This window comes from Corynebacterium sp. HMSC074C11 (assembly GCF_001809455.1).
Taxonomy (GTDB): Bacteria; Actinomycetota; Actinomycetes; order Mycobacteriales; family Mycobacteriaceae; genus Corynebacterium; species Corynebacterium amycolatum.
The window spans coordinates 37,337-58,533 of sequence record NZ_KV797738.1 but is presented as its reverse complement, the minus strand read 5'-3'; the positions used below and the strand labels follow the sequence as shown (position 1 = coordinate 58,533).

Here is a 21,197-nt window from a genome sequence, read left to right as displayed (position 1 = left end):
GCCCTTGTAGCTATTGTTTTTCCGACAGAGGAGCCACATCCATGCGTAACCGCATCGCCGGCGCTATCGCCGCATCCGCCATTGCCGCAGCAGCCCTGGTCGCTTGCTCTCCCCCGAACGAGGTTGACTCGGACGTAAAGGTCGGCGACCAGGCCAACCCGTCGGAGACCTTCGAGCAGAAGGCCACCACACCGGCACCCTCCGACGAGATGACTCCTGCTGAGACCGCAGAGATGTAACTGCAGATTCAATAATTGAAACTGCGAAAACCGAGGTAGTTAGCAAACAGAAACGCAGTCACTACCCCTTGTGCCCACTCATCGATGGGGCGCGAAAGAATTACCGCCCGGCCATGGTGTCCGGGCGGTTTTGGTTCTCTGGGGGGGGGCAGCCTAGAGCCACGATGAGAGCCTAGGAAAACTCAAATTCCACGTGGTCACCATCACGGATTACCGCGCTGGTTGCGCCATTTTCCAGGTTCAGCTCGACAATGAGCGAGGGCATCTCGCCGGAAACTCCAGCCTCACCCGAGGCCCCGGCAGCATCGTCCACGAGCGCCGCATCGGTCGCGATCACGCGGTAGCGAAGGAAACCATTGCGCAATTCATCAGTCTCCACGCGAGCGGAGTGCAGCCATGGGAATCGGCGGCGCAACGCAACGAGCTGCTGATAGGAGCGGTAGAGAGCCTCGCCGAGCGTAGAGAGTTCCTCCGGACTATCCGGGAACACTGGACGAACCTGGTCGTCACCGCCGATGCGTTCCTCTTTGAGACCGGTATAGCCCTGTTCGTCACCGTAGTAGATCAGTGGCACACCGGCCACGGTAAACAGCACCGTTGCCGCCAGCACGGCCTTGTCGGCCCCTACCTGTGTCGCAATGCGTGAAACATCGTGGTTTCCCACAAACGTCACCGGCACAAAAGACTCCGCGAAGGTGTTATGGCGCTTCAGAGTCCAGTCCAACTCGAAGAAGTTTTCCTCCTTCAGCGCCGACCAGGTCGCTTTCCACAGCTCGTATTCCGTCACCGAGTCCATGCCGGACACCGACACAATCTCCGCATAGTCGCCGTGGATGACCTCCCCGTAGATAAAAGCGTGCGGGTGCTCAGCACGCACTCGCAGCAAAACCTTGTGCCAGAACTGTGGATCCACTGCGTAGGCCGCATCCAGGCGCCAGCCATCAATCCCCCGCGCCAGCCAGTAATTCATGACGTTCACGACAAAATCAACAGTCGCGTCACTGGTGTGATCGAATTCGACCAAACTCTCATGGCCCTCAAACACCGGCGCGGTCATGTCGCCATCTGAGTGCGTAAACGCAAAGAGCTGCGCTTCTTCAGAGTCAGGGTTTTCCTTCGCGGTCTTCAGCGCGGGTGCCTCTGACCCGATGTGGTTGAAGACGCCGTCGAAAAGCACTTTGATGCCGCGCTCATGGGCAGCTTCGATGACGGCCTTCATGTCCTCTTCGGTGCCCAGGCGCGAGTCAATGCGGTAGTAGTCCTCGGTATCGTAGCCGTGACTAGTCGACTCGAATACTGGCGCCAGCTGAAGGACGTTGAGCCCGAGCTTCTGGACGTACGGAAGCCAGTCAATCAGTTTGCGAATTCGATTGACCGGCGCGGCGCCTCGATCCTTCTCACGGATGGGCGCTCCCACAAACCCCAGTGGATAGACGTGCCATCCAATCGCCCACTTCGTCCACTCAGGTGCGGCGGCAGCGAGCGTCTTATCAGGGGCGTTGGGGGTAGTGGACATTGTCCTATGCATCCTCTCTAGGTGCCTGAGGCTGATTGGAATTATCTGGTGCCGTCGCAGCCTCAGGGGTCGGTGAGGTCTCCCCCGCCGATTCGCTTGACGACGCCCGCGCCTGGCCCGCATGCGACTTCGGCGTGCCAAGGCCTGCATTCCGCGGCCGTGGAGGCACGGAACCTGCTGCGGGCATGGTCGGAGATGCGACAGGGCGCTCCGGCGGTTGGCTCTTCGACGGGTTCAGTGCATCCAGCGCGATTTGGATTTCCGTGCGCATGCCGCTGACCATGGCTCTCTCCACAATTTTAAACTTGGAGTTGTGAAGAAAGAAGGGATTACCCGCTTCCGGGCCACCGGTGCCGAGGAACATGTAACAGCCCGGCGCTTCACGGGAAAAATACGAGAAATCATCCGAAGGAGCCCACGGATCGGCAGCGAACACCTTGGACTTGCCAACCGCCTTCGTCGCCGCATGCCAAGCACGATTGACCGCAATGTCGGCGTTGACCACCATCGGGTACGGAATCTGCCAGTCGAAAGTCGCCTGTGCACCGTGAGCCTGGCAGACGCCGTTGACGACGGCCTCGATACGCTGGCAGACAATCTCCCAGTCGGCCTCATCCACCGAGCGGATGGACACTTCCAGGTTGGCCGTATCCGGAATCACGTTGCCGGCCTCACCTGAATGCAGTGAGCCGACATTGACAATGTTCATGTGCTTCGGATCCACATCGCGGGAGACAATCGTGTTCAGCATGAGAGTCACCTCGCTGGCGATGAGCACCGGGTCAATCGACAGCTGCGGGTTCGAGGAGTGCCCGCCACGGCCACGAATCGCGATGGAGACGATGCCCGACATAGTTGTCACTCGCCCAGCGCAAATCCCAACATGCCCCACCGGATGCGGCGCGACGTGGAAGGCATAGACCTCATCTAAGTCATCGGCGGCGCCCTTGTCGACCAGCTCACGAGCCCCGCCCGGCAGCATTTCTTCGGCGTGCTGGAAGATGCACAGCACCTTGCCGTGCAGCTGATCGCGCATTCCGGAAAGCACCTTCGCAGTGCCCAGCAGCATCGCCGTGTGAACATCATGACCACAGGCGTGCATCACACCCGGCGTGCGCGAGGCGTACGGCAGTCCCGTTTCCTCCTGTATCGGCAGCGCGTCAATATCCGCGCGGTAGCCGATCACACGGCCCGTGCTGGGGTCGCCTGCTGTGCCCTCGATGACGCCAATTACGGACGTCGGGGTCAACCGGTACGTCGGGATGTCCCACTGGTTGAGCAGATCCTCAATCATGTCCGAGGTCCGGTACTCCCGGAAGCTCAGCTCCGGATTCTGGTGCAGTTGGCGACGCCATGCCACCGCCTCTTCGATGGGTACTTCAAGGCGGTGCGACGGCAGGGTGTCGTTAGCATCAGTCATGGTTCATAGCATGACAGAAAATGGACTCCACGACGAGCAGCTACGGAAATTCCCTCACCCATTTTCGCTTCACGACGGCCACAGCGCCCCGACATCTCCCCTGCTAGAGGTGGCTTAAGCGCTGCCAGCGAGCTGCTAGTTTCCGGCACCCCAAAAATCCACGGTGAGTTCTGCCAACCACCATGGATCAATCGTGCCGCACATCTCACGCGCCGAGTGCATGGAGACCATCGCAGCTCCGATATCAATGGTGTCAATACCCAGTCGCGTTGCGGTGATTGGGCCGATAGTGGAGCCGCATGGCTTATGGTTCGCAGAGACAAAATACTGCACCGGCACTTCCTGACCAATGCGCTTGGAGGTTTCCGCTGCAATTCGGACAACCTCGGCCTGACCAGCCGCCGTGGTGGCATAGCGCTGGTTAGCATTGATCTTCACCACTGGGCCAGCATTGAGTTCCGGCTGGTGCCTCGGCTCGTGTTCACCTGCATAGTTCGGGTGCACACCGTGTGCGCCGTCGGCAGAGAGACAGATGGAACCGCGGTAAAGCTGCTGGGTGCGTTCCAGGTCAGCGCCTGTGGCCGCTGCGATGCGGGACAGAACGTCGGCAAGCAGTGGCCCTGCAGCGCCCGTGGTGGAGGCGGACCCGACTTCCTCGTGGTCAAAAGCGACCATGACGGGGATAGTGGTTGACGTGCTCCAGTCTTGGCGGAGCAAGGCCTCGAAGGCGACCAGGGAGGAGTGAACACTGAGCAGATTGTCCAGCCGGCCTGAAGCCAGGAACTCATCGTGAGCACCGAAGGTGCGCGGCTGCTGAGTGTCGAAGGAAATGAGGTCCCAGGCGACGATGTCGTCGATAGACAGGCCCGCTGCATCGGCGATGACCTGGTGCACATCGGTGCCGAAGGTATCCATTCCGATAATCGGTGCAGTGTGATTCTGCTTGTGGAGCTTCAACCCCTCTTCGTTAACCGCACGATTGAGGTGGATAGCCAACTGCGGGATGCGCGCGACCGGGCCGGTGCGAGCAAGGTGCTCATTGCCATTTTTATCAATTACACGACCGGCGAACTCAATTTCGCGGTCGGTCCAGCTTCCCAACAGCGCGCCGCCATAGACTTCGACGGCGACCTGTGCATAGCCTGCGGCGGAGGTGCGCGCGTTGGGCTTCACACGAAAACCGGGCGAATCCGTGTGGGAACCCACAATACGGAAACCGGTCAAATCGGCAGCCGGTGTCTCCGAGACGATCCAAGCAACGGCAGCGCCATCACGACGCAGGACGTAGGCACCGGGTTCACTTGGCCACTGTTCGTGCTCATCGACGACCGTGGCACCGGCTGCACTCAGACGGTCAACGACCTGTTGTGCCGCATGAAATGAGCTTGGCGACGCAGTCACAAAATCTATTAAATCCTCCACGTGACTGAGCGCTACCGCCGGAACGCTGCGCGATGCCGCGTCCGAGGTATCCGCCGAATCCGGGGACTCAGTGGTGGGTGCCGAAGAAATAGCCATAACCAAACTCCTACTTCACATTTGATTCCGCATTTCATTGTATTGGAGCCCACAACTGACCGTGACCGAGCATTAAGCCGGTCCACAGTGTGATGCAGCTTTCATGTTGGGAACGGTATCCACTTAGTCACTTTTGCCCGTTTTAACTCGATATCGGGCATATTCAGACATATAGTGGCAACCGCATCAAAGAAAACCGTTTGAATACAGAAACTCTCAAACCGGAGTCCCGACCGGATTCCGACCTCAGAAAGGGTTTATACCGTGAGCCTTGAAAACCTGTTCCCCCGTTCTTTCACTACCAAGCGCGCCTTCTTCTCTCAGCCGCTACGCGAAGCTCTTACCCGTGACACCAGCAGTGACGCTAACGCAGTCCACTTCGGCCACCAGGTTAAGAGCACCCGGAATGAGATCTACAGCGACATGTCTCCCCGTGACATCGTCTCTATGCTGAGCCGCTAAATCTAGCGCTTCCTCAAGTCGAATAAGACCATTGGCTCTGGCTGAGGAAATTTCAACGTCTCCGCGGCAGCTAATTCACTGCCCAATCCGGCTCCAACCTCGCCTGCATCACCATCGCCGTACCGATGTACCGCAAACGCGTGGCAGCCACCAACAACTAGCATCAATGCCAGCGTCAAGAGCATCGCAGTAATCCCCGAATACATAAATCCACCGGTATATGGCGTAGCAGCAATCGGGTTTGTCACAGGAAACGTCAGCAGGACCACTAGCAACGCAATACCGATATACGGCCACTGTCTGGTCAATCGGGTCCGCGCCATGGCGGCCAAACCGAACACAGATGTGACCAGCATCAACATGTAGTGGGTCCAAAGAATCGATGAGAATGTGGCTGCAATAAGCCAAGCGCCCGTGATCAGAAATTCAAACCGGTAGACCGGGTTCAACCACGCAACTGCCGTGACCATCAACACCACGCCAAGCGCAATACACAGTGGAATCGTTTTCACGTGACTCGGGTAATCACGAACCACTGTTACTAATAAATCAGGTTTGCCCAGGTCTGTGGCTAAAGTCGACGCCAACGACTGATTCGCACCGCCGACCAAGACCGATGAACCAATGTCGCCGATTCGATCAATCCAATCCGAAATCACCGACATATCAACGCGGATAAACATCCAGACCGCCAGTACCGCCGTGGTGGCCAGCGACCAGAGGGCTGCGCGCCGTCGATAAGCGAAAAAGAGCATCACAGCGATGAGCGCATACGGAGTCAATTTAATGGATGCGACGATGCCGAGCAGGATGCCCGCGAGCCAATGACGAGTGCGCGAGGCAGCAAGACCATAGGCGACGCCCGCGACAATCAGCGGTGTCGTCTGACCGATCCAGAACGAATTAAGAGTGGTCGGCAGAGCGAATACGCATGCGGTAACCAGCGCTGCGATACCCCAGGGCATGGTGGACCGAAACCACAGGTGGTAGGAGGCTGCGACGAGGACCACGACGGCCATTCCAGAGAGAAAGAGCAACCAAGCAACCGAGGTTTCAAAGCTCATGACGTGGGATATCGCTCCCAGAGCCTTTGCGAACAAAGGGTTTTGCACAAAGGGATGCGTAAATGGCGCAGACACTTCCTGCGCCAGGCGTGGCCAGACCTCTCCACTCATGGCGGTGAAATCGATTGGATCGGCGTCATAGAGATGGGACTCAAGTCCCCTGTCCATAAGTAGCCCGCCTACCCAGAGCGAAGCCCAATCGTCCGGCTGAGTACGACCATTCCAGGCCAACAGCGAGGCAAGACCACCGAGCAGCGAGACCAGAATAAGAGGCCAGCTCATCACAGGCGATTGCGCCAGCGCGGGGGCCTGACTGGGTTTGCGAGCCCACATTTTTCGCAAGACCTGTGACCGAGACTTCGCAACAGCACGTTGCGACTCCGCAGCCTGTGACGATGCTCCATCCTGTGACACAGGTCCTTCTGCCCGACTATGCCGTCCCACGTTCCTCCTCATCGCTGGTAAGCGCCTCTATCTAATGTAGTGATTCCAATACGGCAGTGGTTACAACCCGCAAGAACCCACAAGGTATGACGGCTTACTTTGAACAAAGTGCCAGGAGGACGACAGTTGGCGGCCGTGATGGCCGGAGGACTATCGAATCTGTGAAATAGTGCCGATAGTCGTGATCAGCTGATCTCCATCGCTGTTGACCACAGCGGCTATGGGCATGCGCTCCATCTCATCCGGGCCGACGTCGTAGCCCTGCGAGACCTCTGCGGTAATAATCTTTCCGGTCGGGCCTTCCTCAATGCGTGGATTACGGACGACCACATGAACCAGACTGAACTTCGCGGTGATGTGAACTTCTCCGCGGTAGCTCTCCCCTTCGGCATCGCTGTTGTCATTGTCGCGGGTAAATGAGACAACACCGGCCTCAGGCTCTAGGGCACCATTCTTGGCAGTGACCCCACCACCCAGTGCGCCGAATACCTTCTCCAGCGCAGACACAGAAATGACTAAATCCTCGCTGGAGGGAGCCGGGGCATTCTTGCCCGGAGCATCGGAATAATTCAACGGGATGTAGATTTCCTCGGCCTCATTAATGGAGCCTGCCGCCGGGTAGACGTAAATACCCCAGTTATCACCGGCAGGAGTCTCCGGCGGGTCAACAACAATGCGGGCCTCAAAACTGCCGTCATCCGCCATCGGGGTAGCCTGACGAGCGATAGAACGTCGCATGTCGACGCCCTGGTTCGGTATTGCCTCGAGAGTTCCAACCGGAGTGACCCAAGCAATGTTGTCGTGCGGATGTTTCCGCGACGAGGACGGAGCACCTTCACTTGGCTTCCAGGAGTCTGGGAACGCACTGTAGAGAACGTAAACACCATTGGGCACACCCGGAGGAATTGGAAGCGGGTAACCACCACGGTTGGCCGACGGATTGAAACCACTACCGCGAACGATAAGAACATCGCCGCGATGAACCGTGGCACCTTCAGCTGGTGTGCCGTCCTCAAAAGTGACAGTAACTTCCGGGGATTCGACATACTTCGGATCCTGCGGCTGGAAGTTCTCCGCTGGATTAATCACATTGGGAAAGTTGTCTGGCACGATTGGCTTCGCAGTTTCAGCCATTGCTGGGGACACAAACACCGAAAGGACCATGGCGCCGGACAGCGAAACCGCAGTAACACCTCTGCGCGCACTCTGCCTCACCGGTCGACGCTTGCCTTCTCCAACGGGCGATGATTCGGAGCCGGACGAAAGGCGAGTTTCGTGAGCATCCGCAAGATGGCGGTGGGAATGATCGAAAGTCAGGAACTTCAGACTGTGCATACAAGCAATGTACACCTGTATATTAGGCTCACCTAACCTATTTATTAAGGCGCGCCTTATCCACCCCCGTTTGAGTCTCAGCGCTGGGATTGGAAGAAATGGCTGAGGGCAAAAGAAAACCGCGGCCAAGCCCAATAGAGCTCGACCGCGGTTTGCTTCAGCAGCTTTGAGACAACCAATTACTCCGCGGTAATCGGCAGGTAGACGCGACCACCCTGATCAGCGAACTCCTGGGACTTCTCAGCCATGCCGGCCTCGATAGCTTCAACGGAGTCCAGGCCGTGTTCCTTCGCGTAGTCCTGCACATCCTTGGAAATACGCATGGAGCAGAACTTCGGACCACACATGGAACAGAAATGCGCGGTCTTTGCCGGCTCTGCGGGCAGGGTCTCATCGTGGTAATCCAGCGCAGTGTCCGGATCCAGAGCCAGTGCAAACTGGTCATGCCAACGGAACTCGAAACGGGCCATCGACAGCGCGTCGTCACGCTCCTGAGCGCGCGGCAGCCCCTTTGCCAGGTCAGCGGCGTGCGCGGAAATCTTGTAAGTAATCACGCCGACCTTGACGTCGTCGCGGTTCGGCAGACCCAGGTGCTCCTTCGGCGTGACGTAGCAGAGCATGGCGGTACCAGCCTGCGCAATGATTGCCGCGCCGATAGCCGACGTGATGTGGTCATAGCCCGGCGCGATGTCGGTTGCCAGCGGGCCGAGGGTGTAGAACGGAGCTTCCTCACACCACTCCTCTTCCCACTTCACGTTGTCAGCGATCTTGTGCATCGGAACGTGGCCTGGGCCTTCGATCATGACCTGGCAGCCGCGGGACTTGGCGATCCTGGTCAGCTCGCCGAGGGTCCGCAGCTCAGCCAGCTGGGCCTCATCGTTAGCGTCGGCAATGGAGCCCGGACGTAGGCCGTCACCGAGGGAGAACGTGACATCGTACTGTGCCAGAATGTCGCACAGCTCAGCGAAGCGCGTATAGAGGAAGCTCTCCTGGTGATGCGCGAGGCACCATGCGGCCATAATCGAACCACCGCGGGAGACAATGCCGGTAACGCGGTTGGCGGCCAGTGGCACGTAGCGCAGCAGCACACCCGCGTGAACGGTCATGTAGTCCACGCCCTGTTCACACTGCTCAATGATGGTTTCGCGGTAGATTTCCCAGGTCAGCTTGGCCGGGTCACCCTTAACCTTCTCCAGCGCCTGGTAAATCGGCACCGTACCAACCGGCACCGGGGAGTTACGCAGAATCCACTCGCGGGTTTCGTGAATGTCCTTACCGGTGGACAGATCCATGATGGTGTCCGCGCCCCAACGGGTCGCCCACACCATCTTCTCCACCTCTTCGGAGATGGACGAAGTCACAGCCGAGTTACCAATGTTGGCGTTGATTTTGGTGGCAAAGCGCTTGCCAATAATCATCGGCTCGGTCTCCGGGTGCTTGTGGTTGGCCGGAATCACGGCACGCCCCGCAGCAACCTCTTCGCGAACAACTTCCGGATCCACATTTTCACGAGCGGCAATGAACGCCATCTCCGGGGTGACAATTCCCGCACGAGCCCATGCCAGCTGCGTCTTGACCTTCGGGGCCTCCTCAGAGCCTGCAACCGCCGGCACCGCCGGAGCCTTCGGCCACGAGTCACGAGTCTTAGCCAACCCCTCCTTCAGGTTCAGTTCCGGGTTTTCCTCGGTGTAAATACCCGAGGTGTCGTATGCATCGAAGTGAGTGCCGTCCGTCAGATTGATTCGACGGACTGGAACGCGCAGGTTCGCCTCACCGAAATCGTTGCTGAACGCAACCTCGTCGTAATGCTTGTTGCTGCGGTAAATCGGGCCAGTTGTAACCTCGCCCTCTTTCGGCGGAGCGGATACAGATACACGTGCGGCCATGAAGCAACACATCCCTTTCCTACGCTGGTATTACCCAGATTCAGGTTCGTCCGGTCGACGCTCGATCCCTAGCGTCCTCTCAGTGCCGGAATTTCGGTTGGCACTCCCGTGGTTTTGTAATGCGCCTCATAGTCTAACCAATCGTTCGGATTACTTCGGTTATTACACCCATGCTGTCCACCAACGCTTAACGACGTCCCGGGGAACGCACCCCAAAGGTGCAGGTGGTGGCTACGCAGAGGCGTCGTTTTGCACGGCGACCGCGTTGTCCACACCCCCTAAAAGTTATCCACAGCCGGTCTATTTTTCGGCTTCTCAGCAAGCGCAATTGCGACCGCGGTGTTATATCTTTCTCACACAAATTCTTTGGGGAGGGAAAATTGAAAAAGGCGACTACTGCCGCCCTACTGTCAGCACTTCTATGGGGAATAACGGGGACTAGTTGCGCATCGACCGAGGCATCCGTCGAGGACGTTCAACCTGTCGGCGACAATGCGACAACCATGACTACTGACTCGGGCGTGACGTTACCTGCGGGTGTGCTTCCACCCAACAATCCGCCGGAGCCCGGTGATGCTCCACTTGGTCCCGATGGGCACTACAACTACGACGCACCTGAATTCGTACTGACCAATCCGTGTGATGACCCTGCGATTATGGGGCGTTTAGACAGGCTGGGGTTCCGGGAGCAGACGTACATGGAGGGCCGAATCGAAGGAAATAAACAGATTGGCTGCGTTATTGAATCCGATGCTTCCGGCCTGCTGAGCATCTGGCATGCTGCGGTCGCTCACTCACAACTCGAACGCTACAGTGCCGAGCCTTTGGCTCATCACGAAGGGATTTTCAATTGGGTGACATTCACTCAAATCAATCCGCTCGGAAGTTCCGCCTGTATTGCTTCTGTCGAAACAGAACAAGGAGCTCTCGGATTCGTTATCGACACAACCGGACAAGATAGCCCTGACCCACAGCACCGGCTGTGCGCTCCAGTAAATGAGCTGTTAATTGATTATTTGGGGGAAGAATCATGATGCATGCCGTAATTCCAACAATCGACTCTGCAATTCAGAAGTTCCATTCCACGAATTTGCTGGCAAATAATGCCATCCATATCCAGCCAAACTTGGCCGGCTACTCACAGGTTCCGTCACTCCAGCTGGTGGCGACAGAACACAGTCTCGCAATTTCCGGCAGCTCAGGAAGCTCTGCTGCCATCGGATTGTCTCTGGGCAAACAGCTCACGTGGGCGCAAACAAATCTCGCTGACTTCCGTCGCGTGATCACTGAGCACGAGTCCACCATGAATCGGATTCTTCGAAGCATTAACCCATTCAATGGTGACGGCGCTTCCCTTGCCGAAGTAGCGCGCACAAGCGGTGTATTTCAGCGTCGGCCGATGTTTGAAGCTGGAAGTCTCACTTTCGCGCCAGTCACTCTTTCCGCGGAACTTGGTCTCGATGCGAAGTCCCTACTATCCATGTTTTCCTCAACAAACGACGGTGCCGTAGCCGAGGCAATCGCCTACTGGAATAACTTCGCCGACACTATGACCACGTTGGCCAGCAATCTAACCTCCATCTCATCCGGCTTGGTGTCGAGCAACAGCGGTGCTGTCTTCTCTGCTGCGGACTCAACAATGAAAGGTCTGGCCGCACGCGCTACCAGCATCGCCACCGCATCTGAGGTCATGGCCGGGCACCTTGCCGTATTGCCATCTGTGAAGGCGATGGCCGTCAATGCACTATCAGCGATCGAAGCCGAGTCCAAAGCACTCCCAAACCCTGGCGCGCAAAAGGCTTTTGAACAGGCCGAGGTAGCAGCCTTTCTCTCTGGTCCGTATACCGCACAACTACAGACCGCTATTCCCCGAATTCCTAACCTGGTTTCTGCCGATGCGGGAAGTGGTGTGACCGCCGAGGTGTCCGTTGGAGCCACAGTCGCCGGACGTTCTGGAACTAGCCAGTTCAGCCTTTCGCCTGCGGGGATGGCTGGAAGCATGCAGGCCGCCAGCGCACCAGTTGGTGCCACCTCAACTGTTCCGGATTCTCCGACACCGCAATCCACAACCGCGAGCCCTTCCGCTCCTTCGCACTTGCAACCGAGCGCTTCGACTTTGTCGAACCCTACTAATCCGTCTGCTACCCCTGTGCACCCCGCATCACCTAGCAGCCCAACGAGCTCCACAATCTCGCCAACATCCCCGACCGGTAAATCAGCTATGGCTCAACCGAATGCGGCGAATCCAGCCATGGTCGCTCCTTCGGGGGCGAGCACCCCACTTCAACGCTCATCACCGCAAGGAGTTTCGCCTTACGGAGTTCACGGCAACCGGCCGGCTGGCTCCCTCGGTGCAGGACGCACTGCGGGACTCACACCAGCGGGCAATATCCCGGCACTGCCGTATTCTGGAAACTCAAGCCCCCGTCCCCCGGCCTCGGGATTTCCGGCTTCGAGTCCCGGTCGTATGCCAGCGCCGACAGCGGGTCGCGGGATGGGAACCGGCTTGGGTCCCGGGGTCGCTGGTTCTGCCTTGCCAACCGTCTCGAATAGCTCTGGACAGCGCGGAAGTGGATTGATGAATTCCCTAATCAGTGCGCGCAACAGTACTGCTACCGGAGCTACGGGTGCTGCTGGCGGAACCGCGGGCGCCGCTGCTGGAAACCGTGGCGCAGGGGCTTTCGCGGCCACCACTGCGGGCAGCCGTGGTGGATTGCTCCAAAAGGGTTCCGCACCGTCGGCACGCAAACTGACAAACGTGGCCACGATCAGGGATAACGATGCTGGCGCTTTCGAGCAGAACGAATACCAGAAGGAGCTTTTCGGGGATGCACCCATTACTATCCCGGCGGTGATTGGCCACAACGTCCGAGCGTAAAGTCAGCGCGTAAGCCTCCGAGCATAAAGTCAGCGCGTTCATGCTGACTTTTACCCGCTCGGGCGCCACGGGGGATCGAACGGCGTCCGTGAATTCGCACCTCAACAACGCCTGCAACTTAGACACTTTTTCACCGGCTCCTTGGGCGGGATCGGCTTACTTTTCTTGAAGTTTTAGGTCTAAATCAGCACCCTTTAGAGGTTGTAACTAAACCGAACGTTCGTTACAGTTACTGGAATGACAAGTACTGACCACGCCGCTTCCACGAGGGCTAATCCGCCCACTTCAGTCACCCACAGGTGGATCTTCCTCGCTATCATCAGCGCCGGCCTACTACTCATCGGCATAGATAACTCGGTGCTCTACACTGCTCTGCCGGTTCTGCGCGAGCAGCTCCACACAACCGAGTTAGAGGGCCTGTGGATCATCAACGCCTACCCACTGGTGATCTCCGCACTCCTCCTCGGCACAGGCACCCTGGGCGACCGCATCGGTCACCGCAAGATGTTTCTTGTGGGCCTGACAATTTTTGGCTTCTCTTCCCTGGCCGCGGCCTTTGCGCCGCACGCCTGGGCGCTGGTCATCGCCCGCGGCTGTCTAGGACTGGGCGCCGCGACCATGATGCCGGCGACCCTCGCACTGCTACGTGAGACCTTCCACCACCCTCGTGAACTTGCCACAGCTATTGGCATTTGGTCTGCCACGGCAACACTGGGTGCCGCCGCTGGCCCCGTCGTTGGCGGTTTCTTATTGGAGCACTTCTGGTGGGGCTCAATCTTCCTTATCAATATCCCTGTAGTAGTTTTCGCAATCATTGGCACGCTGATTTTTGCTCCGCCGAATCAGCCCAACCCAGCCAAGCGCTGGGATTTTCTCACCAGCCTCTACGCGATGCTGGCCATGCTGGGCCTGGTCTCGCTCATTAAGGAACTCGCTGGTCATCACTCCTCCACCGTCATCGTCGCGGCTATCGCCTGCGGGCTAGTGGGCGCGGTACTGTTTCAGCGTCGTCAGGCACGTCTCACTGAACCCCTCATCGACTTCTCCGTCTTCCGTTCGCGGATGTTTTCCGGTGGCGTGCTGGCAGCCGCGCTTGCCATGTTTGTCCTGGCAGGCGCCGAATTGATGACGACGCAGCGCTTCCAGATTTCCGTCGGATACACACCACTCGATGCGGGCTTGCTAGTTGCCACCGCGGCACTGGCGTCCTTGCCAGTTGGTGTCATCGGCGGCATGGTGCTGCATCGAGTGGGTTTCCGCACACTCATCACCGGCGGATTCCTCCTCAACGCCATCGGCCTGGCAGGCATGTACTACGGTGTTTCCTCGGGCAATTTCCCGCTCATGATCGCAGGACTGATACTGCTCGGCGCGGGCGCAGGTTCTGTGATGTCGGTGTCGTCGACCGCGATTATCGGCTCAGCCCCAAGGTCAAAGGCCGGCATGGCGGCGGCGATGGAATCCGTGTCCTACGAATTTGGCACACTGATCACCGTCGCAATCACAGGCAGCCTCCTACCCATGTTCTACGCCTTGTTCACGCCTGTCGACGCCAGCATCTCACTCACCGATGCACTTCACACGCCAGCGCTTAACGACGGCGCCCGCGCCGGCCTCGACAGTTCCTACCTGGCCATTTTGATTATGCTGGCTGTCGTTGCTGTCATTGCAGCGATTGCGACTGCGGTGGCATTCCGCGGCAACCCGAAGGAGACTGAATATGCGCACGAGTAAGCGCACTGCCATTCTCGACACAATCGTTGAGATTATCGAGACAAACGGCTTTTCCGAGGTCACCTACGAAAATGTCGCAACTCAATGCGGAATGAGTAAATCAGGGTTGATTTACCACTTCCCCTCCCGCGAAGACATGATTCGCAGCGTCCATGAGCACATGGCGCAGTTATGGGAAGAGGAGCTTATCGAAGCCGCGGGTGGGCCTGCGGAGGAGGTATCCCCCGCCAACCGCCTACGCGCAAACCTCCAGGTCTCGCTGGAGACAGCAACAAGGGCCGAGCTACTCATGTCCATCGACTCTGCCGCCGAACCGGAGCTGCGCGAGATCTGGACGCGCCTTTTGCGCCGGTGGAATCCGCCGGTAGAACAGATTGCCACCGATGAGGAAGCCTGCATGGCCTACGTTGTCCAAATGATTTCCGATGGACTCTGGGCCAACGACTATCTCAACGGCAATCAGCTCACGAAAGCACAGCGTAAGGCAATCGCCGAGGCCGCGGCAAAGCTGATTCCAGAGTCGATGGAGTAGCCAGCTCTAAACGCCCTTGCGCTGAACGTCCTTGAGCTCGGAGTCAGTAGCCAGGCCGTAGTTAGCACCCTCATAGACGGCCTTTGCTCGACTCGTTCCGCCGAGCACATACTCACTAAAGGACAGCACCAGCGAGCCAAGCACATTCTTAGACGGATCATCCAGGTAGGTGCCGTGGTAGGAACCGGTGACTACCGCTTCCCAGGCGGGCCCTTCAGCATCGCGGTAACCACGTCGATCCGCATCAAAAGGAACGATGTCCTCGTGCTCCGCAATGGCCACCAGGCTTGGAATCTCCGGCGGTGTGGAGATTAGTCCAGCGTCGGAAGGCCCTGGGGTGATGGCGACCAGACCGCGGGTGACCATATCGATACCCGCAGCCTGGAAGGCTTTATCCATCCTGTTGTTCAGGAAGATTGCGGAGCCACCACCCGCAGAGTGCCCGACCAACATCGTGCGGGAGAAATCGATCTTGCCTGCAAGTGGTGTGGACTCGTCCTCATTGGCCGCTGCGGCAACCGAAGCTGCCAGCACCATCTGTGGCGCGAACCAGTTGGTGAAGTTGTAGCCAAGAGCCACGACGTATCCGTGGCTTGCATAGAGTCGCGCTTGCGCGTCGTACATACCCGGCTCAGTACCAATGCCAGGGCTGAGAACCATCAGTGGCGCAGACTCCATGGAGTCAATATCCGCCGGGTAGATAAGCTGCGCGCCAACTGGGGAGGCGTTGGCCGATTCTGGCAGTACGTCATAACAGCCGGTGGTGCCGTGGAGACCGTGGAGGTCCCGCAGTACGCGGTTATAGATGGTGTAGACGACACCATCACATGGCATTGCTTCGCGGGTTGCGGCAACTGGATGGGAGCCCATCGCTCCGAACTCCTTGCGCAGCTGCCCCGCCTCTGGGGCGAACGGCTCGGTGATATGGCCACTTTCGCCACCGGAGATGACACGGTTCACGCCACCCATGACATCCACCAGACCACCGCCAATTTTGTCCACGGTTTCCGAGTTCTGGTAGTCAATAGTGCTTTCGCGTGCAGTGATGTCCGGTAGCTGACCAATGCGCGGTGCCGCCTGCGCTGGCACCTGTCCGCTGAGAACTACACCAGCTGCGAGCGAGAGAGCAACCACCTTCGAGAACGTACGCCCCTGCCCTCGGCGGGATGCCAACACGGTCTTTCCGGCGGCACTTAGTGAACCAATCATCGTTTTCCTTAACTCTTGCCAAAAACCTTGGAATACAAATCTACCTAATGCGTAACGACGTACGTAAAGACAGAAATATCCTCCCCCATACTTCACCCCTCAAACAATCATTCAGGCCGCTACAAATGTTCACTCTCGCTCAAAATTAACACCCTCACCCCCATTTCCTACCCCCTTTGCAAGAGTGTGCAAATTCAGAAAACCCACCTCACCACCGTTACCCACATATTTTTATTACCTTTTTCCACAAACGCCTCCGCTGCCTCCCCACCAGCGCATACCTTATTGGCACCAAGGAGAAAGCGGCCACGCCCACACTCACTGTTAACCGACAACCGAGTGCGCATGGCCCTTAATAAAACCCCCGAACAGAAAAGAACTCCCACAATGAGAATCGGCATCCCTTTAGAACCCGATCCCCAGCAAACAATTGTGGCTGCGACCCCGGAAACCGTCGGCAAACTCGTCAAGCTTGGCTACGAGGTCGCCGTGCAGGCTGACGCCGGCCTGGCTGCAAAGTTCACCAACGCGGACTACGAATCCGCCGGTGCCACCATTGTCGACGAGTCTGTCTGGCACAGCGATATCGTCGTAACGCTCGACACTCCGCCGGAGCAGTTCCGTGCACTGCTTAACGACGGTGCCATGCTGATTAGCCGACTTGCACCAGGCCGTAACGAAGAGCTGGTCGAAGAGCTCGCGCACTGCAACATCACTGCCCTTGCTATGGATGCAGTTCCCCGCATTTCCCGGGCACAGTCGATGGACGTGCTGTCGTCGATGGCCAACATCGGCGGCTACCGCGCAGTAGTCGAAGCGGCTTCTGCATATGGTCGCCTTTTCACTGGTCAGGTGACTGCCGCAGGCAAGATGCCACCAGCTACCGTTTACGTCATCGGCGCTGGTGTCGGCGGACTTGCCGCAATCGGTACCGCCAACTCTATGGGCGCGATTGTCAAGGCAACAGACCTGCGCCCTGAAGCCGGTGAACAGGTCGAATCGATGGGTGCAGAGTTCATCCCGATTCCGGCTGCCACTGAGAAGTCCGAAGATGGCTATGCCAAGGAAATGACCAATGATCAGGCTGCCGCTGCCGCGAAGCTCTACTCCGAGCAGTCCGCGCAAGCTGACATTGTCATCACCACCGCGAATATCCCGGGCCGCCGCTCTCCGCTGCTGCTGACTGCTGCCGATGTTGCAGCTATGAAGCCAGGCAGCGTCATCGTCGACATGGCTGCCGCCGGTGGCGGTAACTGCGAGGTGACCGTTCCAGGCAAGACTATTGTCACTGACAACGGGGTGACCATCATCGGTTACACCGACCTTGCAGGACGTCTGCCCGCACAGGCATCGTCGCTGTACGGCCAGAACATTTTCAACCTGTTCAAGCTGATTACGCCAGAAAAGGATGGCTCTCCAGTTCTCAATCTCGAGGACGAGATTATCCGTGGCATCACGGTGACAAAGGCTCGCCCACAGAATGGTGCCGGCGCTACCGGAGCTGAGATTCTCTGGCCACCACCGCCAATCAAGGTCGCTGTCACCCCTGCTGCCCCGCTGCAGGAACAGCAGGCTCAGCAGGCTGCATTAGAAGAGAATGCGCCGGAGAAGGTTTCTTTCATGGGATCGGGCCTGGGCTCGAAGATTGCTCTGGGTCTGACGGCACTGCTGGCAATTGTGGTTATGCTCAGCGCGCCGCACAGCGTGAGCGCCAACTTCATGGTTCTCACCTTGGCTATCGTGCTTGGCTTCTACGTGATCTCCGCGGTTACGCCACGCCTGCACACACCGCTGATGTCTGAGACCAACGCGATTTCCGGCATTGTTCTGGTGGGTGCGATTCTCCAGGTGGGAAGCTCCAACCTGCTGGTTTCCGGTCTCGCGTTCGCGGCCATCGTGGTCAGCTCCATCAATATCTTCGGCGGTTTCGCCGTCACCGACCGCATGCTTGGCATGTTCGTGAAAGAGGAGGCATAAAGTCTAATGGCTAGCATTGATACTGCTTCGCTTCTGGACTGGACCTACCGCCTGTCCAACGTCGGCTACATTGTCGCCGCTGTCCTGTTCCTCTCTGCCCTCTCGGGCCTGTCTAAGCCGGAGACCGCTCGCCGCGGAAACGCCTTCGGTATTGCCGGCATGGCTGTCGCCGTTGTCATTGCCATCTTTCAGGCACTCGTCACCGCTGACACCAAGCCGGATACTCACTTCTCCCCGCTGATTACCCTGATTCTCATCGCTGTCGCTATCGGCATCGGTGGTGTCATCGGTATCACCCGCGCACGCAGCGTTGCCATGACTGGTATGCCGCAGCTGATTGCACTGTTCAACGGTCTGGTTGGACTCGGCGCTATCTTCATCGGCTTCAACTCGTACATCTTCGCCGAAGATGTTGACACCGATGCCCTGAAGTTCCACTTCGGCGAGGTCTACATTGGCGTCTTCATCGGCGCTGTGACCTTCACTGGTTCCATCGTCGCTGGCCTGAAGCTGTCTGAGAAGATCAAGGGCTCGCCGCTGCTACTGCCGGGCCGCAATGCTCTGAACATTGCCATTCTGGTGGTCACTCTGGTTCTCCTGGCTGTCTTCATCGCAACCGGCACCGAGGGCGGCGCCATCGCATGGGCATGCATGGTTGCTGTGACTGCTTTGGGCCTGTTTTTGGGCTGGCACTTGGTCATCGCCATCGGTGGCGGCGACATGCCGGTTGTCGTGTCCATCATGAACTCGTACTCCGGTTGGGCCGCTGCTTTCACCGGCCTCATGCTCGGCAACCCGCTGCTCATCATCACCGGTGCGCTGGTTGGTTCCTCCGGCGCCTACCTGTCGTACATCATGTGTGAGGCCATGAACCGCTCCTTTGCAAACGTTATTCTGGGTGGCTTTGGCTCCGAGGCTTCGTCGGCAAGCGCTGTGGAAGGCTCCCACACTGAGGTCAACCACGAGGACACTGCAGAAATCCTGCGCAACGCGGACAAGATTCTCATTGCTCCGGGCTACGGTATGGCTGTGGCACAGGCTCAGTACGCCGTCGCCGATCTGGTACGCAATTTGCGTGCCGACGGTAAGGAAGTGGTCTTCGGTATCCACCCAGTCGCTGGCCGCCTGCCGGGTCACATGAACGTGCTGTTGGCAGAGGCCAAGGTTCCCTACGACATCGTGCTGGAGCTGGACGAGGTCAACGATGACTTCGCTGATGTGGATGTCACCCTGGTCATCGGTGCAAATGACACCGTCAACCCGATGGCAGAGCAGCCGGGCTCCCCGATTGCGGGTATGCCGGTACTGAAGGTGTGGGAATCTGAGCGCGTGATTGTTCTCAAGCGGTCGATGGGTTCGGGCTACTCGGGCGTGCAGAACCCGCTGTTCTTCAACGAAAACACCGACATGCTTATCGGCGATGCGAAGGCGAGCATCGACTCCCTGAATCGCATCCTGGCGGATTCGAAGGTCACCGCTTAAACCCGAAGTAAGCAACGCCGTACAAACCGGAGCCTAGGCGATTAGTTCCTAGGCTTCGCCACGGGCTGCATCACGAACCATGGTGATGTGCTCAATGCCGGCTTCCATGAAGGTCTCCCCGACCTCATGGAAGCCGGCTTTTGCGTACACAGCCTTCGCCTGCGTCTGGGCATGAAGAATCAGCCCCGTATCCGGGTGGTCAGCGATGACCTGCTGCAGCAGTTTCGAGGACAACCCCCTACCCCGGCTCGCAGCATCGACGACAACTCGGCCGATGGTGCGCGGGTAGCTCGACGAGTACTCATCGAGCGTGTCAATTACACGCAAGTACGCGATAATCTTGCGGGAGTCGTTGTCGTCGCGGATGAAATAGTGCTCTGCGGTATCTTCCAGGTCGCGCCAATCCATTTCCGGCTCCTCACAGGACTGCTCAAGATAGAACACGTCGGTACGCAGCGCCGAGATGGCATACGCATCGGTCGCACTGAGGTCGGAAAAAGAAGCTCTCTCAATCATGGTGGCTGATTTTACTGCGAAGTGCTGTGCGACTCTGACAGCTGGCAGACTTTGTGGCGCACCATCGCGCAGGATGACGCCGCAGACCTATGCCGCCCGCACCCGGCGGAATTTTACCTTCGCGCCGGGCACCAATTGCCCAGCTCTCGACAATGACGGCTCCGTCAGCACACCAATGACCGGATATCCACCCGTCGCCGGATGATCAGGACCGAAAATAATCGGCTGCCCCGATGCGGGCACTTGTATCGCACCGGGAACCATTCCCTCGCTGGCCAACTCATGGGTGACCTGGCGCTCAAGAGTAGTCCCACTCAGCCGAAGTCCGACGCGGTTGGCCTCTTGCGTCACGGTCCATGTCTCGTGAAAGAAATCACTGACACTTTCCGACGTAAACCAGTCCGCCCGAGGCCCAGGAACAACATCAAGACGGGCAGCCTCGCTCGACCAATGAGGAGCGGGATAAATTGCGATTGACGAACCCGTCGAATACTCCGGGTCGCCGACTGGCAAGACCTGACCAGCCTGCAAAGGCGCTGGACCGAGCTTGCCAAGCGTATCGTATGACCGCGACCCCAACACTTCCGCGACATCGATGCCCCCTCGAATCGCGACGTATCCACGAAGACCCGCATCGAAGGTACCAAGCCTCACAATCGCCTTCGCCCCGACCACAATTCGGCTATTCATCGAGGTTTTGATGACCTTGCCATCCTGCTCGACGGTCACCTCACCGTGGGCTCCTGCAAAGGAGATAATTGCCCCCTCCGCTACTTGGAACTCCAACCCGCCGACGACGCATTCGAGCACAGCGAGGTTTTCTTCGTTGACAACCATCCGGTTAGCAGCTGCCGCGGACTCGCGGTCGAACGCACCGGAGGTACTCACCCCCAAGCTCCCTTGCCCAGCACGGCCCCAATCCTGAATAGTCGTCAAAATACCGGGTCGAATAATCTCGATAGAATTCTTCATCTCTTCCGCACCC

General features: G+C 58.1%; 17 protein-coding genes and 1 riboswitch. Of the genes, 8 read left to right on the top strand and 9 right to left on the bottom strand.

Going from position 1 to position 21,197, the window contains the following annotated elements; all coding sequences use genetic code 11:
- Window positions 1-41 precede the first annotated feature (41 nt).
- Window positions 42-239: a hypothetical protein gene (locus HMPREF2614_RS07425; protein ID WP_038628285.1), complete on the top strand. Its 198-nt coding sequence runs from the start codon at window positions 42-44 to the stop codon at window positions 237-239.
- 172 nt (window positions 240-411) lie between these two features.
- On the opposite strand, the gene HMPREF2614_RS07420 is transcribed toward HMPREF2614_RS07425, so the two are convergent.
- The 3 genes from HMPREF2614_RS07420 to HMPREF2614_RS07410 all read right to left on the bottom strand — a co-directional run bounded on the left by HMPREF2614_RS07420 (window position 412) and on the right by HMPREF2614_RS07410 (window position 4,693).
- Complete coding sequence (locus HMPREF2614_RS07420; protein ID WP_070560616.1) at window positions 412-1,755, bottom strand: alpha-amylase family protein; 1,344 nt, start codon at window positions 1,753-1,755, stop codon at window positions 412-414.
- A 4-nt stretch (window positions 1,756-1,759) separates the two neighbouring features.
- Window positions 1,760-3,175, bottom strand: coding sequence for a M20 metallopeptidase family protein (locus HMPREF2614_RS07415; RefSeq protein WP_049180840.1), 1,416 nt, complete (start codon window positions 3,173-3,175; stop codon window positions 1,760-1,762).
- Window positions 3,176-3,310: 135 nt separating this feature from the next.
- Window positions 3,311-4,693, bottom strand: a complete 1,383-nt coding sequence (locus tag HMPREF2614_RS07410; protein ID WP_070560615.1) for a M18 family aminopeptidase — start codon at window positions 4,691-4,693, stop codon at window positions 3,311-3,313.
- 264 nt (window positions 4,694-4,957) lie between these two features.
- Between HMPREF2614_RS07410 and HMPREF2614_RS07405 the strand changes: the two genes are divergently transcribed.
- Entirely contained in the window at window positions 4,958-5,155 is a 198-nt protein-coding gene (locus tag HMPREF2614_RS07405) for a hypothetical protein (protein ID WP_038628272.1), read from the top strand.
- Window positions 5,156-5,157: 2 nt separating this feature from the next.
- Here HMPREF2614_RS07405 and HMPREF2614_RS07400 read toward each other — a convergent pair whose 3' ends face one another.
- From HMPREF2614_RS07400 to thiC, 3 genes are all read right to left on the bottom strand, one after another.
- Window positions 5,158-6,633, bottom strand: coding sequence for a glycosyltransferase family 87 protein (locus HMPREF2614_RS07400; RefSeq protein ID WP_246815687.1), 1,476 nt, complete (start codon window positions 6,631-6,633; stop codon window positions 5,158-5,160).
- Between the two features lie 180 nt (window positions 6,634-6,813).
- Window positions 6,814-7,998, bottom strand: coding sequence for an HtaA protein (locus HMPREF2614_RS07395; RefSeq protein WP_235191239.1), 1,185 nt, complete (start codon window positions 7,996-7,998; stop codon window positions 6,814-6,816).
- Between the two features lie 179 nt (window positions 7,999-8,177).
- Complete coding sequence (gene thiC / locus HMPREF2614_RS07390; RefSeq protein WP_070560614.1) at window positions 8,178-9,884, bottom strand: phosphomethylpyrimidine synthase ThiC; 1,707 nt, start codon at window positions 9,882-9,884, stop codon at window positions 8,178-8,180.
- Window positions 9,883-10,004, bottom strand: a riboswitch (TPP riboswitch). (Overlaps the previous gene by 2 nt.)
- A gap of 383 nt (window positions 10,005-10,387) precedes the next feature.
- Between thiC and HMPREF2614_RS07385 the strand changes: the two genes are divergently transcribed.
- The 4 genes from HMPREF2614_RS07385 to HMPREF2614_RS07370 all read left to right on the top strand — a co-directional run bounded on the left by HMPREF2614_RS07385 (window position 10,388) and on the right by HMPREF2614_RS07370 (window position 15,028).
- Complete coding sequence (locus HMPREF2614_RS07385) at window positions 10,388-10,918, top strand: hypothetical protein (protein WP_224792285.1); 531 nt, start codon at window positions 10,388-10,390, stop codon at window positions 10,916-10,918.
- Entirely contained in the window at window positions 10,915-12,762 is a 1,848-nt protein-coding gene (locus HMPREF2614_RS07380) for a hypothetical protein (protein ID WP_038628264.1), read from the top strand. The genes HMPREF2614_RS07385 and HMPREF2614_RS07380 overlap by 4 nt, the downstream gene beginning before the upstream one ends.
- Window positions 12,763-12,999: 237 nt before the next feature.
- Window positions 13,000-14,496 carry an MFS transporter gene (locus HMPREF2614_RS07375; protein WP_038628262.1) on the top strand — a complete coding sequence of 499 codons (1,497 nt, stop codon included), beginning with the start codon at window positions 13,000-13,002 and terminating at the stop codon, window positions 14,494-14,496.
- Window positions 14,483-15,028, top strand: coding sequence for a TetR/AcrR family transcriptional regulator (locus HMPREF2614_RS07370; RefSeq protein WP_038628259.1), 546 nt, complete (start codon window positions 14,483-14,485; stop codon window positions 15,026-15,028). The genes HMPREF2614_RS07375 and HMPREF2614_RS07370 overlap by 14 nt, the downstream gene beginning before the upstream one ends.
- A 6-nt stretch (window positions 15,029-15,034) precedes the next feature.
- Here HMPREF2614_RS07370 and HMPREF2614_RS07365 read toward each other — a convergent pair whose 3' ends face one another.
- Window positions 15,035-16,237: an alpha/beta hydrolase gene (locus tag HMPREF2614_RS07365; RefSeq protein ID WP_038628255.1), complete on the bottom strand. Its 1,203-nt coding sequence runs from the start codon at window positions 16,235-16,237 to the stop codon at window positions 15,035-15,037.
- A 387-nt stretch (window positions 16,238-16,624) separates the two neighbouring features.
- On the opposite strand from HMPREF2614_RS07365, the gene HMPREF2614_RS11055 reads away from it, so the two are divergent.
- A complete protein-coding gene (locus HMPREF2614_RS11055) occupies window positions 16,625-18,214 on the top strand; it encodes a Re/Si-specific NAD(P)(+) transhydrogenase subunit alpha (protein WP_038628253.1) in 1,590 nt (529 codons plus the stop codon).
- A 6-nt stretch (window positions 18,215-18,220) separates the two neighbouring features.
- Window positions 18,221-19,696, top strand: coding sequence for an NAD(P)(+) transhydrogenase (Re/Si-specific) subunit beta (locus HMPREF2614_RS11050; protein WP_038628251.1), 1,476 nt, complete (start codon window positions 18,221-18,223; stop codon window positions 19,694-19,696).
- 48 nt (window positions 19,697-19,744) lie between these two features.
- On the opposite strand, the gene HMPREF2614_RS07350 is transcribed toward HMPREF2614_RS11050, so the two are convergent.
- Together HMPREF2614_RS07350 and HMPREF2614_RS07345 are read right to left on the bottom strand one after the other, a co-directional pair.
- Window positions 19,745-20,212 carry a GNAT family N-acetyltransferase gene (locus HMPREF2614_RS07350; protein WP_038628248.1) on the bottom strand — a complete coding sequence of 156 codons (468 nt, stop codon included), beginning with the start codon at window positions 20,210-20,212 and terminating at the stop codon, window positions 19,745-19,747.
- An 87-nt stretch (window positions 20,213-20,299) separates the two neighbouring features.
- A complete protein-coding gene (locus HMPREF2614_RS07345) occupies window positions 20,300-21,184 on the bottom strand; it encodes a 5-oxoprolinase subunit C family protein (protein ID WP_038628245.1) in 885 nt (294 codons plus the stop codon).
- Window positions 21,185-21,197 lie beyond the last annotated feature (13 nt).